12 protein-coding genes are annotated in these 14,251 nt (G+C 60.0%); 6 read left to right on the forward strand and 6 right to left on the reverse strand.

The window, feature by feature from the left end; all coding sequences use genetic code 11:
* The first annotated feature begins 55 nt into the window (after positions 1-55).
* Positions 56-964 (forward strand): MurR/RpiR family transcriptional regulator, encoded by a 909-nt coding sequence (locus tag FW764_RS20585; protein ID WP_017136418.1) that lies wholly within the window; start codon positions 56-58, stop codon positions 962-964.
* Between the two features lie 222 nt (positions 965-1,186).
* Here FW764_RS20585 and FW764_RS20590 read toward each other — a convergent pair whose 3' ends face one another.
* Complete coding sequence (locus FW764_RS20590) at positions 1,187-2,092, reverse strand: hypothetical protein (RefSeq protein WP_446435452.1); 906 nt, start codon at positions 2,090-2,092, stop codon at positions 1,187-1,189.
* A gap of 322 nt (positions 2,093-2,414) precedes the next feature.
* On the opposite strand from FW764_RS20590, the gene FW764_RS20595 reads away from it, so the two are divergent.
* Positions 2,415-3,098: a response regulator transcription factor gene (locus FW764_RS20595; protein WP_083358060.1), complete on the forward strand. Its 684-nt coding sequence runs from the start codon at positions 2,415-2,417 to the stop codon at positions 3,096-3,098.
* Positions 3,076-4,470: a sensor histidine kinase gene (locus FW764_RS20600; protein ID WP_446435453.1), complete on the forward strand. Its 1,395-nt coding sequence runs from the start codon at positions 3,076-3,078 to the stop codon at positions 4,468-4,470. Before FW764_RS20595 ends, FW764_RS20600 begins: the two co-directional genes overlap by 23 nt.
* A gap of 139 nt (positions 4,471-4,609) precedes the next feature.
* Here FW764_RS20600 and FW764_RS20605 read toward each other — a convergent pair whose 3' ends face one another.
* From FW764_RS20605 to FW764_RS20620, 4 genes are all read right to left on the reverse strand, one after another.
* Positions 4,610-5,026: an SRPBCC family protein gene (locus FW764_RS20605; RefSeq protein WP_446435454.1), complete on the reverse strand. Its 417-nt coding sequence runs from the start codon at positions 5,024-5,026 to the stop codon at positions 4,610-4,612.
* A 177-nt stretch (positions 5,027-5,203) separates the two neighbouring features.
* Positions 5,204-6,499, reverse strand: coding sequence for an NAD(P)/FAD-dependent oxidoreductase (locus FW764_RS20610; protein WP_446435455.1), 1,296 nt, complete (start codon positions 6,497-6,499; stop codon positions 5,204-5,206).
* Positions 6,496-7,584 carry a polyamine ABC transporter substrate-binding protein gene (locus FW764_RS20615; protein WP_446435456.1) on the reverse strand — a complete coding sequence of 363 codons (1,089 nt, stop codon included), beginning with the start codon at positions 7,582-7,584 and terminating at the stop codon, positions 6,496-6,498. The genes FW764_RS20610 and FW764_RS20615 overlap by 4 nt, the downstream gene beginning before the upstream one ends.
* 21 nt (positions 7,585-7,605) lie before the next feature.
* Positions 7,606-8,964 (reverse strand): glutamine synthetase family protein, encoded by a 1,359-nt coding sequence (locus FW764_RS20620; RefSeq protein WP_446435457.1) that lies wholly within the window; start codon positions 8,962-8,964, stop codon positions 7,606-7,608.
* Positions 8,965-9,102: 138 nt separating this feature from the next.
* Between FW764_RS20620 and FW764_RS20625 the strand changes: the two genes are divergently transcribed.
* Both FW764_RS20625 and FW764_RS20630 read left to right on the forward strand, forming a co-directional pair.
* A complete protein-coding gene (locus tag FW764_RS20625) occupies positions 9,103-9,999 on the forward strand; it encodes a helix-turn-helix domain-containing protein (RefSeq protein WP_446435458.1) in 897 nt (298 codons plus the stop codon).
* A 114-nt stretch (positions 10,000-10,113) separates the two neighbouring features.
* A complete protein-coding gene (locus tag FW764_RS20630; RefSeq protein WP_446435459.1) occupies positions 10,114-12,261 on the forward strand; it encodes a TonB-dependent siderophore receptor in 2,148 nt (715 codons plus the stop codon).
* On the opposite strand, the gene FW764_RS20635 is transcribed toward FW764_RS20630, so the two are convergent.
* Positions 12,251-13,381: an MFS transporter gene (locus FW764_RS20635; protein ID WP_446435460.1), complete on the reverse strand. Its 1,131-nt coding sequence runs from the start codon at positions 13,379-13,381 to the stop codon at positions 12,251-12,253. The genes FW764_RS20630 and FW764_RS20635 overlap by 11 nt on opposite strands.
* A 98-nt stretch (positions 13,382-13,479) precedes the next feature.
* Between FW764_RS20635 and FW764_RS20640 the strand changes: the two genes are divergently transcribed.
* Complete coding sequence (locus tag FW764_RS20640) at positions 13,480-14,250, forward strand: AraC family transcriptional regulator (RefSeq protein WP_446435461.1); 771 nt, start codon at positions 13,480-13,482, stop codon at positions 14,248-14,250.
* Position 14,251: the final 1 nt, after the last annotated feature.

Here is a 14,251-nt window from a genome sequence, read left to right on the forward strand (position 1 = left end):
GTAGACTTGCGCCCACCCATCAGCGCATCAGAAGAACACGCCAGAAGGATTGCCCATGTCCCGCACCGATCCCGAGACCACCCTGGAAGACACTATCGCCAGCCCTCCGATCAATGCCGAGCGCCTGTTGCAGCTGATCACCGACGAATACGAGAGCCTGCCACGCCAACTCAAACGCATCGCCAGCTATATGAGCCAGCAGAGCGACCGGATCATGGTCGACCGCATCAGCGACATCGCCCGCGAATGCGAAGTGCACCCGTCGGCCATCGTGCGGTTCTCCCAGCGTTTCGGTTTCAGTGGGTTCAGTGAAATGCAGGCGCTGTTCCGCGAGGCCTACACTCACAAGACCACGCCGGTGCAGAACTACCAACAGCGTATCCGCAGCATGATCGCCAACAAGTCGCAGAAGGCCAGCGGCGGCGACCTGGCGCGCGAATGCGTGAATGCCACCCTCTCCGGCATTGAGCGCTTGGGCCTGGAGCTGGATGATGTGGCCTTCGAGAAAGCCGTAGACCTGGTGGTCAACGCCGACAATATCTATGTGGTCGGTGTGCGCCGTTCCTTCGCGGTAGCCGATTACCTGGTCTACAACCTGCAGCACACCAACAAGCGCATTCACCTGATCTCCGGTTTGGGCGGCAGTTATCGCGAGCAGATGCGCAGCGTGCGCGCCAATGACCTGGTGATTGCGATCAGCTTTACACCGTATGGCAAAGAGACTCAGCACTGCTTGAGGATTGCCCAGCATCATCAGGCCAAGACCCTGATCATTACCGACAGCAACCTGTCGCCCCTGGCCAAGCGAGCGAACGCGGTGCTGTTGGTGAATGAGGGGTCGTCGTTTGCGTTTCGCTCGCTGAGCGCCACGCTGTGCCTATGCCAGGCGTTGTTTATTGCGGTGGCGTATCGGTTGGAGTTGAAGGTGGATGAGATTCATGAGCAGGTGGGGTTTGATGACTGATCTTCTGGCACTGAAGATCACCTGTGGAAGGGGGCTTGCTCCCGATAGCAGTGGGTCAGCCAACAGGGTTGGCGACTGACGCCCTACTATCGCGAGCAAGCCCCCTCCCACGGGGACCGAGCCTGGCTCAGGTTTAGTGCATGAAGATCGCGATCAGGATGATGACCGGGATGGGTACGCCGAGGAACCAAAGCAGTAATGAGCGCATGATGTTCTCCTTAATTAACGAACGTTGTTTTCAGTGTCGACATACACCACGGCATCACGACGACGGCCGCCGAAGGTTGCAGCGAAGCTGGCGAAGAATGCGCCGATCAACAGCGCGATAAAGGTCCACAGCGAGGTATAGGCAGCCACTTTCGCAGCGGTATCGGCGGCTTGTTTGGCTTTAAGCTTGGCGTCTTCGATGGCTTTTCGTGCATCACCGTAAACCTTGTCGATGCGCGCTTCGGCGTCGGCTTGGCTGAGGTTGGTGCGTTGGCTGATCAACTGGGCCAGGTAGGTACGGTCTTCCGGCGCCAGTTGGCCGTCGTTGCTCAGGGTACGAGTGAAGATGCGCGCTACGACGCCATGCACGGCGTCATCGCTGACGGCGGCTGGGCGGTCATCGCGAAACAGGCTGTCGACGTAGTAACCAAAATCACCACTGCTGGCGCCTTTGGCGGCACTGCCCGCTGCCTGGGTCAGGCCGCTGGCGGCACTGGAAGCAACGCCCGCACCGGCTTTAACGCCGCCGCTCACTACGCTGCTGACCGAACCGACCACCAGTATCGCGGTGACCAACGTAGCGACTGCCCAAGCGAGAAAACCGTGGGCGGTGTCGCGAAAGTACACCTCATCGCCATGCATGTTGGCCCATTTCACGCGCAACCGCCCGGCGATATAACCGCCCAGGCCCGACGCGATGATCTGGGTGAACGCCAGCCAGACAATCGTAGAAATGCCAAGCCCCTTGGCACTGATACCGCTGTCGGCCCACGGCGACACCGCCGAAAAGCCCAGGCCGAAGCCCAGCAACACCAGAATCAGCGACAGTGCAGCCGCGGCAGCGGCACCAGCGAAAATCGCCCCCCAAGAAACCCCGGAGTGCGTACTCGACTCTTGCAGCGTGGATGAGGATGAAATCATTGTTGTTTTGCTCCCGGCAGGAAAAATAGTGTTACAACTCGCAAAAGGGACAGTGCAGGCACCATGCCAGCCGACAGAAAAATAAATTCTTTATATTTCAACAAGTTAAAAAAACTGAACTCACTTGAACCATGCAAGTTGCAAGAAATGACCTAAGAGAGCGTGCTTTATGCATTATCTCCACGAACGCGCCCTCAGGGCCCCGCGCTCGCAATCAAAATTGCGTCAGTCTTGCCAAGATGAAGTTTAATTTAGGAAACATTCAGCTACTTCTTGGCAAAATGTCCGCACTTCTAGTGTGTATCGCTCACCAGGTAATCCTATGACCCGTATTTTGACTATCGAGGATGACGCCGTAACAGCTCGAGAGATCGTCGCCGAGCTGAGTAGCCATGGACTGGATGTGGATTGGGTGGACAACGGCCGCGAAGGCCTGGTCCGTGCTGTGAGTGGTGATTACGATCTGATCACCCTCGACCGTATGCTGCCGGAACTCGATGGCCTAGCCATCGTCACGACCTTGCGTACCATTGGAGTGTCGACGCCGATCCTGATGATCAGTGCCCTCTCCGATGTTGACGAGCGGGTGCGGGGCCTGCGGGCCGGTGGCGATGACTACCTGACCAAGCCGTTCGCTTCCGACGAGATGGCCGCCCGCGTCGAAGTGCTGCTGCGGCGCAACAGTACAGTCAAGGAGTTCGAGACCGCCCTGCGCGTGGCCGACCTGGAACTGAACCTGATCAGCCGCGAAGCCAGCCGCGCCGAACAGCCGCTGAGCCTGCTGCCCACCGAATACAAATTGCTTGAATTCCTGATGCGTAACACCGGCCAGATCCTGTCGCGGATGATGATCTTCGAGGAAGTCTGGGGTTATCACTTCGACCCGGGCACCAACCTGATCGACGTGCACATCGGTCGCCTGCGCAAGAAAATCGATCCACCGGGCCTCACGCCGCTGATCCGCACGGTACGAGGTTCCGGTTATGTCATTGCTGAACCCCTCTAAGGGCTGGCGTTCCTCCAGCAGCCGCTTGCTGGCGCTCTACAGTTCGCTGTTTGTGGCTTGGAGCTGCATCCTCATGGGGGTGCTGTACTACGAAGTGTCGGGCTATCTGGGCGACTTGTCGCGCCACTCGCTGATGCAGCGCCAGCACCTGTTCCAACGCTTCGACGGCGAAGAGTTGGTGGATGCGCTGACCACCAGCATGACCTTCGATATGAAGGGCGTGGACGCCTATGGCCTGTTCGATGAGCAATTTCGGCCGTTGAGCGGACCGATCCGCGCGGTGCCGCCCGACCTGCCGCTGGACGGCAAGATCCACGCCCTGACCCATTGTGTCGAATCCAACGACCCGAAACTGCCCAAAGACAGCTGCGACGCCGTCGCCACCCACACCGAAGACGGCCGCTGGCTAATACTGGTGCGCGCCAACGGTTCACTGTTTGGCGTAACTCGAATCATCTGGCATGCGCTGTTGTGGGCGCTCTCTTTGACCATTATCCCCGGCGCCGCCGGCTGGCATTTGTTACGCCGTCGCCCGTTGCGGCGTATTCGCGGGATTCAGGCCAGTGCCGAGGCCATCGTCGCCGGCGACCTGACGCACCGTCTGCCGCTGTCCGATCGACGCGACGAACTGGATATGCTCGCTGCCATCGTCAACGCCATGCTCGACCGCATCGAGAAACTGATGAATGAGGTCAAGGGCGTGTGCGACAACATCGCCCACGATCTGCGCACGCCACTGACGCGCTTGCGTGCGCAGCTCTACCGCATCAAACAAGAGGCAGAGGAAAACTCCGTCTACGCGGTGAAACTCGACGACGCGATTGCCGAAACCGACACGCTGATGGCGCGCTTTCGTGGGCTGTTACGCATCTCGGAGTTGGAAGACCACCAGCGCCGCTCGGGTTTCCTGGTGATGGACCCGCTGCCGTTATTGCGCGAGCTGCATGATTTTTACCTGCCACTGGCCGAAGAAGGCGAACTGCAGCTACGCCTTGAAGTGCCCGACTCGCTGCCGTGGATCACCGGCGACCGCGCACTGTTGTTCGAAGCCTTGGCCAACCTATTGAGCAACTCGATCAAGTTCTCGCCATCTGGCGGTGAAGTGATCTTGCGTGGCGTCAATGATGCCGGCAGCACGCGCATCGAAGTGCACGACTCAGGCCCAGGCATTCCGGCAGCGGAGCGCAACGCGGTGTTTCAGCGCTTCTATCGCGTGGATGAAAGCGACCAGCAAGGCGGGTTCGGGTTGGGCTTGTCGATTGTGGCAGCGATCATCAACTTGCATGGGTTCAAGCTGGAGGTCGGCAGCAGCCAGAGTGGTGGCGCGCGGTTGGTGCTGGAGTGTCGGCAACAGTTAATGCCCGAAGCCTGAAGGTTACCTTGGGCAAAAAAATGTGGGAGGGAGCTTGCTCTCGATAGCGGTGGTTCAGTCGATATTTCTGCTGACTGACGCACTGCCATCGGGAGCAAGCCCCCTCCCACATTAGATCTCAACTGTCTGTCGGATCAGATCAGGCCGGGAAGTTTGCGCGCAGCGCCTCAAGCCCACCGCCGTACACACCGGCAAACAACTCTTCGACCGCCGCATCCGTAGTGCCGGCGACGGGGGTGAACACGCCGGACCAGGTCACTTTTGCCGACGCCTGCGTCAACGCCTCAACCTGCAACGTCGCCAGGTAAGCACTCACCGGAAACGGCGACTGCTCAATGGTGTAGCTGTACGTGCGCGCCACGTTATCAAAGCGCTGCAAACGCTCGACCACTACACCGCCGTCCGCCGTTTCCAGGTGACGCACACGCCCACCGTCGCTCGCCTCGCTCTTGACGATAAGCGGCAGCCAATCCGGCAGCGCGTTGAAGCCGCCAATCAATTGCCAGACCTGATCGGCCGAAACCGGAACCTCGATTACAGAAGAAGCTGTCGCCACAATAAATACTCCAAAAAATAAAATGAATTCAGATCGCCAGGCTGTCGACCCGCAACGCAGCACCTGTGGTCGCAGAAGACAGGAAAATCAGGCGCCCGCCGGTAGTCACCGAACCCGCAGGCTGACCATGTTTTAAAGGTGGGCGCAAATACCCTCCCACATGTGGATCGCGGCGCATCAGCTCACCCTCTCGCGCAAGCGAAACCATAACATCCCCAGCGCCAGCAGGGGCGAGCGCAACGCCTTGCCGCCCGGAAACGTCATGTGCGGCACCTGGCTGAAAATATCCAGGCCCTGGCTGTGACCGGCATGAATAGCTTCGGCTAACAGCTTTGCACACCAATGCGTCACGTTGAGCCCATGCCCGGAATAGCCCTGGGCATAGAACACATTCGGGTATTGCTTGAGTTGCCCAACTTGGGGAAAGCGGTTAGCGGTAATGCCAATCTTGCCGCCCCACTGGAACTCGATGGCGGTGCCTGCCAACTGCGGGAACACTTTGAGCAGCTTCGGTTGCATATACGCAGCGATATTCACCGGATCACGCCCGGAGTAATGACAGGCACCGCCGAACAACACGCGTCGATCGGCAGAAAGCCGATAGTAATCCAGGCCGACTTTCTGGTCGCACAGCGCCAGGTTTTGCGGAATCAATTGCTGGGCGACGGCCTCGGACAGTGGCTCGGTAGCGATGATGTAACTGCCCGCTGGAAGCACCTTGCCACTTAGTCGCGGCTCCAATTCGTCCAAGTGAGCATTGCACGCCAGCACCAGGTGGGCGGCGCGCACCGTGCCGCCGGCGCAACGCACCTCTACGGTGTCACCGTGCTTCAGTTCGAGCACCTGGGTCTGTTCAAAAATCCGCACCCCCAGCCGCTCCGCCACCTGTGCCTCACCCAATACCAGATTCAGCGGGTGCAGATGCCCGGAGCCCATGTCCACCAGGCCGCCGGCATAGCCTGTCGAGGCCACCACCTGCGGCATATCCTGCGGCCCTACCAGACGGGTTTCATGGCTGTACCCAAGCGCCGCCAGGTGCGCCTGTTCGCCGCTGAACGCAGCAAACTGCGCCGCGGTGTTGGCCAACTCGCAGAAGCCCCAGCGCAGGTCGCAGTCGATGCCATGCTCACGAATACGCGCGCCCACCAGCGCCACTGAATCAATCCCGGCGCGCTCCAAGTAACGCACACCCTCCTCGCCTACGTATTTGGTGAACCCCGACACGTCATGGCCGATGCCACGAATCAACTGCCCGCCATTGCGCCCGCTGGCGCCCCAGCCAATGCGCCGAGCCTCCAGCAGGATCACCGAGAGACCGCGCTGGGCCAGTTCGATAGCGGTGTTCACGCCAGTGAAACCACCGCCGATCACACACACGTCGGCGCTCAAGTCAGTGCCCAGCGATGGACGCTGCGGCATGGCATTGGCCGAAGCGCGGTAATACGACCGGGCGTGGTCTTGGGACTGCATCATTTATTGGTCTTCACTTTGCTCCAGGCGCGGGTCATCAGGCGCATGGTCGCCGGGGTCGGCGTGGTGGAAATATACAGTTTGTCGAGTACTTCCTGGGACGGGTACACCTCAGGGTTGTTCACCAGCTCTGGGGCCATTAAGGGTTTGGCGGCCGGGTTGGCGTTGGCATAACCGACCGAGGCGCTGACCTTGGCGATCACCTCTGGCTCGAGCAGGTAATTAATAAAGGCGTGAGCTTCTTTCGGGTTGCTCGCGTCGGCGGGAATCGCCAGCAAGTCGAACCACAGGTTGGAGCCTTCCTTGGGAATCGAGTAGGCAATGTTCACGCCGTTCTTGGCTTCCTTGGCGCGGTTGGCCGCTTGGAATACGTCGCCTGAATAGCCGAAGGCCACGCAAATATCGCCGTTGGCCAAATCCGATATGTACTTGGAGGAGTGGAAATAGGTGATGTAGGGCCGCAACGTCAACAGCTTGGCTTCAGCCTGTTTGTAGTCCTCGGGGTTCTCGCTGCGCGGGTCCTTGCCCATGTAGTTGAGGATCGCCGGGAACAGTTCATCTGCCGAGTCGAGGAAGGCGACGCCGCACTCGTGCAGCTTCTTGATGTTCTGCGGTTCGAACAGCACCGCCCACGAATCGATGTGGTCGACGCCCAGCACCTGTTTGACCTTGTCGACGTTATAGCCGATGCCATTGGTGCCCCACAGGTACGGCACCGAGTGCGCGTTGCCAGGGTCGTTTTTCTCCAGCAACTTGAGCAACTTGGGGTCGAGGTTCTTGAAGTTTGGCAGTTGCGAACGATCCAGTGTCATGAACGCGCCGGCTTTTACCTGGCGTGCAAGGAAGTGGTTGGACGGCACCACCACGTCATAGCCGGTGCGCCCAGCGAGCAGCTTGCCTTCCAGGGTCTCGTTGGAGTCGAATACGTCGTAGATCACCTTGATCCCGGTCTTGGCCTGGAAGTCAGCCAAGGTGGTCTCGCCGATATAGTCGGTCCAGTTGTAGACACTTACCGTTTGTGCGGCTTCGCTGGTGCTGCTGAATATAGCCACCAGGGCCAGCGGGAGAAGCTTTTTCACAAGACACATATCCACACCCCTTTAGTTTTTTTAGACGCTCAACAGCAGGAACTCGCGCTCCCAGGAACTGATCACCCGCTTGAAATTTTCATGCTCGGCGCGTTTTACCGCGACATAGCCGCGCACGAATTTATCGCCCAGGTACTGCTTGACCGTGGCGCAATCTTCCATCCGCGCCAGTGCGTCTTCGAGGGTAAATGGCAGGCGCAGGTTGCGGCGCTCGTAGGCGCGGCCTTCCACCGGCGCGCTCGGCTCGATCTTTTCGATCATGCCCAGGTAGCCGCACAACAAGCTGGCCGCGATTGCCAGGTAGGGGTTGGCATCCGCGCCCGGCAGGCGGTTTTCCACGCGCATCGCATCGGGACTGGAGGTCGGCACGCGCAGGCCGACAGTGCGGTTTTCTTCGCCCCATTCGACGTTGACGGGCGCCGAGGTGTCCGGCAGAAAGCGGCGGAACGAATTGACGTTGGGCGCGAACATCGGCAGCAGCTTGGGGATGTATTTTTGCAGCCCGCCAATGTGGTGCAAAAACAATGGGCTCATCTTGCCATCCGCGTCGACAAACACCGGTTTGCCGGTGGCAATGTCCACCACGCTCTGGTGCAGGTGCATGGCGCTGCCCGGCTCGTCACCCACTGGCTTGGCCATAAACGTCGCCGCCACGTCGTGCTTGAGTGCGGCCTCGCGCAGGGTGCGTTTGAACACGGTGATCTGGTCGGCCAGGTCCAGCGCGTCGCCGTGGCGAAAGTTGATTTCCATCTGCGCCGGGCCGTCTTCGTGGATCAGCGTATCGAGGTCCAGGCCCTGCAGTTCGCACCAGTCGTAGACATCTTCGAACAGCGGGTCAAACTCGTTGGCGGCATCGATGGAGAACGACTGGCGGCCCGTTTCGGCGCGTCCGGAACGACCCACCGGGGTTTTCAGCGGCAGGTCCGGGTCTTCACAACGCTGGGTCAGGTAGAACTCCATTTCCGGCGCGACAATCGGCTGCCAGCCTTGCTCGGTATATAGCTGCAGGACCTTTTTCAGCACGTTGCGCGGCGACAATTCGATAGGGTTGCCGTGCTTGTCGAAGGTGTCGTGGATCACGATGGCGGTGGGTTCAATCGCCCAGGGGATGACGTATGTGGCGTTGACCACCGGGCGGCAGATCATATCGATGTCGGCCGGGTCGAGCAGGTCGTAGTAGATATCGTCGTCAACAAAATCCCCGGTCACCGTTTGCAGCAACACACTTTCCGGCAGGCGCATGCCTCGCTCATGCAGGAACTTATTGGTGGGCGCAATCTTGCCGCGTGCGATGCCAGTCAAATCACTGATCACGCATTCGACTTCGGTAATCTTGTGTTCTTTCAGCCAGGCGTGCAGCTGATCGAAGGGGGCATTCATAAGGACCTCGTCATGGGTTGGATGATGCGTCGGCTTGTACTCCTGGCGCATTGAGGTCTATCTTGGGCCAGCCGTGTAACGGCATCTATCCACTTTGCACGCAGCACAACGCACCAATAGAGTGCGCACGGATCACCCATGACACAGGCAACAGCTTTGCGCGTACAGGCCTTCACCACCGGTGATGTGGCCGCTCAATGCAGTGCGACACCCGGTTGGGTGCAGCAGTACCAGCAGATGTCCCCAGGGCATTTTGCCGGGCAGGTTCGCTACCTCGACCTGCAAGGCGTGCAGGTGTACGAAGAGTGCATGAACACCCGCGTGGAGCAGCATTTCAACGCGCCGCCCGGCTCGTTGGCGTTCTGTTTCGATGGCAGCGATAACGCGCTGTACATGCTCAATGGTGAAAGCCACAACACCTGGATCACCCCGGAAAACTACCGCGAAGTGGCGGTGGTGTTCGGCCCGCAATTTGTGCAGCGCCATGGCCTGGATGTGGCCAGACTTGAAGGGCTGTTCATGGCCCCGCTGACCTGTCAGCAGAACGCACTGTTCACCCGCTGGCTCAGTGGCACCCTCACACGGTTATCGGCGACGGTCGACCCGATCAGCCGCGATGCTCTCACCCAGCAGTTGCTCGATGACTGTCTGTTTATCCTCGACAATGCCTGCGTGTGCCTGGATCGCAGTTCGTTGCAACGGCGCAGCGAAGAACGCCAGTTGATGGCGCGTATCGGCGAGTGGGCGGCGGATGCGCCGGATGAAACCGTCAACCTGCTGGCGCTGGCGCAGATTGCCGGTGTGCCGTTGCGCCAATTGCAGCAAGGCTTCAAGACCTACACCGGGATGAGCCCGGCGCAGTGGTTGCGCTTGCGGCGGTTGAACGGGGCGCGGCGTGAGTTGCTGAGTTCAACCGCCACCACCGTGGCCGAAGTGGCGATGAATTGGTCGTTCTGGCATTTGGGGCGGTTTTCCAATAGCTATCGGGTGTTGTTCCAAGAGCTGCCGAGCGAGACGCTCAAGCGTTCCAGCTGAAATGCAATCGCCCTGTGGGAGCGATGTGACAGAACCACTCTCAATCACTTGTAAAACCCAGTCGATCCACCTAGCTTATGCGCCCCCCCGCCCTGCGCTTTAAGGCCTTGCCCCATGGTTTTGCGTTTTCGCCCCGTCGTCACTTCACGTTTCGCCCTCGGCCTGCTGCTCAGCGGCGGTATCGGTAGCAGCCTGGCAGCTGAAATAGAACTGCCGGTGGTGAACGTCCAGGGTCAGGATGAATCGGGGTATCGCACCGACACCGCCTCGGTCGGTGGCTTCGATGAAGCGCCGTTGCTCGACACGCCTGCCTCGATCACCGTGATCAACGCCGCCATGATCAAGGACCAGCAGGCCCGTCTACTCAGTGAAGTGCTGCGCAACGACGCCTCGGTGGGCGACAGCTACGCCCCCATCGGCTACTACGAAAACTTCGTGGTGCGCGGCTTTTCGCTGAACGCGGCGAGCAGCTACAAGATCAACGGGCGCACCATCACCGGCGAACAGAACGTCGCCCTGGAAAACAAGCAGCAAGTGGAAGTGCTCAAAGGCCTGGCCGGGCTGCAAAGCGGGATTTCCGAGCCCAGCGGCGTGATCAACTACGTGACCAAGCGCCCGGAGGATGTGCGCTCGGTAACGGTGTCCACCGATGATCGCGGCAGCGGCTATGTCGCCACCGATGTCGGCGGCTGGTTTGGCAGCGAGCAGCAGTTTGGCCTGCGCGCCAACGTCGCCCATGAAGACCTCAATACTTATGTGGAACACGCCAATGGCCAACGGGATTTTGTGTCCCTGGCTTTCGACTGGAACATCAGCTCCGATGCGCTGCTGCAACTGGATGCGGAATACCAGAATAAGCAACAGCGTTCGGTGCCGGGTTATCAGTTGTTGGGCGCAACCGAAGTGCCGCACGACGCGTCGCCGAAAAAACTGTTGGGCCACCAGAGTGGTTCCAAGCAGGTCGGCATTGAGTCGCTGAACCTCAACGGCAAGTTCGAGTACCGCTTCAGCGATCAGTGGAAAGGCAGCGTGAGTGCGGCGCGCAGCAAGGTGGTGATTGATGATTACAGCTCGTTTACGTGGGGCTGTTACTACGTAGGCAGCTGTAACGCCAACACCTTCAGCCCTGAGGGTGACTACGACATCTACGACTACCGCAGCCCCGACGACACCCGCCGCGACGATGAAATCCAGGCAGCCATGACCGGGCTGTTCGACACCGCAGGCCTGGGCCATGAACTGACCTTTGGCACCAGCGCTTTTCGCCGGGTGATCGACAAGCGCGACGCGGTCAACGAATACATCGGCAGCGGCAATATCAACGAAGATGCCCCCACCTTCACACCCACCGATAAACCGCTGAACGACAGCCACCGCAACCTCGACAGCCGCCAATATGGGCTGTTCGTCACCGACCGCATCCGCTTCAACGAGCAATGGCAAACCATCCTCGGTGGTCGCGAGGTGCGTCTGGATGAAAAAGCCTTCGATGTGAATGGCAACGAAAATCGCCACACGCAGCAATACGTATTCTTGCCGCAAGCCTCGCTGATCTATAAGCCAGTGGAAAACATCTCGCTGTACACCAGCTACAGCAAGGGTCTGTCACTGGGCGGTACGGCGCCTTGGTTCGCCACCAATAAAGGTGACACTTTAGCCCCAACCGTCTCACGCCAAATCGAAGCCGGGGTGAAATACGACTGGCGCCGTATCAGCTTCGCCGCCGCTGTGTTCCAGACGCGCCAGGCCTATCAATACGCCAAGCCCGAAGGTGTCGAGTTCACCTACGTGCAACAGGGCCAGCAAAAGAACACCGGGATTGAATTGTCGGCCAACGGCTGGGCCACCGACCGCCTGCAAATCGCAACCAGCGTGGCGGCGATTCGCGCGCGGGTGAACGGCAGCGGCACGCCGGATTACGAAGGCCACCAGGCGATCAACGTGCCCAAACTGCGCGCCAGCGTGTACGCCGACTACGCCCTGCCGTGGGTGAACGGGTTGGCCGTGCTTGGCGGCGTGCAATACAGCGCCAAGAAGTCCGCCAACCGCAGCGGCAACGTTGAGGTGGGGGATTACGCGGTGGTCAATGTCGGCAGTCGCTACACCACCAAACTCGATGGCTATGAGACGGTGTTTCGCCTGAGCGTCGACAACCTGTTCGACACGCGCTATTGGCGAGACGCGGGCGAATACATGGGCGATGACTACCTGTTCCAGGGCGCGCCGTTGACGGCGCGACTGAGTGCTTCGGTCAACTTCTGAACACCCGCGGCGCTGCCAGGCACAGCGCCGCCAGGCCGCAGATCAACAGGCTCCAACCCAGGTCCTGGGCCCAGGCCACCAGGCTGAGTCCGGCACCGATCAGCAGGTAATACATCAAGCCAAACAGCGCAGCGGCGGTGCCCAGCCGATCGCGATAGGCGACCAACGCGGCCCCCAGCACATTGGGAATCGCCATGCCGAACGCCAACACCACCAGCAACATCGGCGCTACGAATAACCAGCTGTGCTGCAACAGCAGTACCAACAAACCGCCCAGCACCGCGATACCTGCAGCGGTCAGCACCAACTGCTCACCGTTCATGCCGCGCTTGAGCAAGCACGTGTTCAGCCACGCGCCAAGCCCAGACCCCAGCGCCAGCAGCACACCGCTGTAGCCGAACTCGGCGGCAGACAACCCCAGTCGCGCGAAGATAAACGGGCCCACGCTGTAATAACCGAACAGTGCAATATTGAACGCCGCCACCAAGCCGACCGAACGCCATATCTCCGGGTCCTTGAGCATCAGGCCCAAGGTCTGAGGCAGCGATGCCGTCGGCAACGACGAAGGTCGCGTCTCGGGCAAAGCCCACAGGCACCACCCCCACAACGCCAGCGCGAGCAGCAGTAAACCGGTGAGCACGCCGCGATAGCCAAAGTGTTGCACCAGGGTCGCGCCACTGAACAGACCCAGTGCCGGGCTGGCAGCCAGGGCAATGCCCATCAGCGAAAACACTTGAGCCAGTTCGGCGCCATGGTAGCGGTCTCGCAGCAGCGTCTGCGTGACGACCGAACCCACGGCAGCGCCAAACGCCGCCACGGCCTGGGCCAGCAGCAGAGCGTTGAACGTCGTTATGTTCAAGGCCAGCGCCGAGGCGCCAACGTACAGCGCCAACCCAACCAACATCACCGGCCGCCGCCCCCAGCGATCACACAGCCGACCCCACACCACAACGCCGAAGGCGAACGCCAGGAAGTACACCGACAGTGTCTGCCCTGCCCGTTCAGGCCCAACCGCAAAGGCCCGGCCAATGTCACCCAGGGCCGGGCTATACAGCGTTTGGGCCAGTTGCGGAAACATCAGCAACGCCATCGCCAGCACCAACAGATTTTTAACGTTCATTACCCGCTCACTCCCATTTAACAGCGCAAGGAGTGTAAGGATTGGCGACTGGGGTATTATCCAAACTTTGACAATTTATCCATCGAATCGGACAACCTATGACCTGGCTTGCCGCCACCGCATCTTTCGATCCCGACCGCTTGACGGCCCCGGTCATCGGCATCGCCGCCGTGCTTGGCGACCATGACTCCGGCCTGCACCAGCACCAACGTGGGCAACTGCTGTTCACTCAGCAAGGCTGCACCCGTATCACCCTGGACAACCAACTGTGCCTGCTGCCGCCTACGCGCGCGGCGTGGATACCCTGCGGCGTCCCCCATCGCGCGGTGATGCACAAAACCGTGGATTACCGTTCGGTGTATGTGAGCCCGGCGCTGGCCGAGCAATTGCCGAAACAGGTACGGGTGATTGAGGTGAGCGCCTTGTTGCGCGCGGTGCTGGAACCGATGGCGATGGCGCCCTTCGAGACCGACTGGCAGGCCGGCCGGTACGCTCATTTATTGGGGCTGTGCCTGGACGAAATCCAGGCGGCTACCGAGCAACCGATGCTCCTGCCCTTGCCGCAGGACAAGCGCCTGGCACCGTTGTTGGTCGATCTCGAAACGCTGCCGCCAACCCTGCAAGACCTGGAAAAGCAGATTGGTGCCAGCGCCAAGACCATCGGCCGGATTTTCCTGCGCGAAACCGGCCTGGGGTATCAGCAATGGCGCCAACAGTGGCGTTTGATGCGGGTCATCGAACTGCTTGCGAGCGGCCGTAGCCTGGGCTACTGCGCGTTCGCGCTGGGCTTTGCCAGTGACAGCGCGTTGATTGCTTTTTTCAAGGGCATGACCGGCACCACGCCACGCGGGTATTTCAAGTCACGCTGAA

This window comes from Pseudomonas sp. 1152_12, from assembly GCF_052850675.1.

What these genes read in the sequence shown, in the direction of transcription:
- FW764_RS20600 (WP_446435453.1), top strand. Translation starts at nt 3,076, where the DNA reads ATGTCATTGCTGAACCCCTCTAAGGGCTGGCGTTCCTCCAGCAGCCGC.
- FW764_RS20635 (WP_446435460.1), bottom strand. Translation starts at nt 13,381, where the DNA reads ATGAACGTTAAAAATCTGTTGGTGCTGGCGATGGCGTTGCTGATGTTT.
- FW764_RS20630 (WP_446435459.1), top strand. Translation starts at nt 10,114, where the DNA reads ATGGTTTTGCGTTTTCGCCCCGTCGTCACTTCACGTTTCGCCCTCGGC.
- FW764_RS20620 (WP_446435457.1), bottom strand. Translation starts at nt 8,964, where the DNA reads ATGAATGCCCCCTTCGATCAGCTGCACGCCTGGCTGAAAGAACACAAG.
- FW764_RS20610 (WP_446435455.1), bottom strand. Translation starts at nt 6,499, where the DNA reads ATGATGCAGTCCCAAGACCACGCCCGGTCGTATTACCGCGCTTCGGCC.
- FW764_RS20595 (WP_083358060.1), top strand. Translation starts at nt 2,415, where the DNA reads ATGACCCGTATTTTGACTATCGAGGATGACGCCGTAACAGCTCGAGAG.
- FW764_RS20585 (WP_017136418.1), top strand. Translation starts at nt 56, where the DNA reads ATGTCCCGCACCGATCCCGAGACCACCCTGGAAGACACTATCGCCAGC.
- FW764_RS20590 (WP_446435452.1), bottom strand. Translation starts at nt 2,092, where the DNA reads ATGATTTCATCCTCATCCACGCTGCAAGAGTCGAGTACGCACTCCGGG.
- FW764_RS20625 (WP_446435458.1), top strand. Translation starts at nt 9,103, where the DNA reads ATGACACAGGCAACAGCTTTGCGCGTACAGGCCTTCACCACCGGTGAT.
- FW764_RS20640 (WP_446435461.1), top strand. Translation starts at nt 13,480, where the DNA reads ATGACCTGGCTTGCCGCCACCGCATCTTTCGATCCCGACCGCTTGACG.
- FW764_RS20615 (WP_446435456.1), bottom strand. Translation starts at nt 7,584, where the DNA reads ATGTGTCTTGTGAAAAAGCTTCTCCCGCTGGCCCTGGTGGCTATATTC.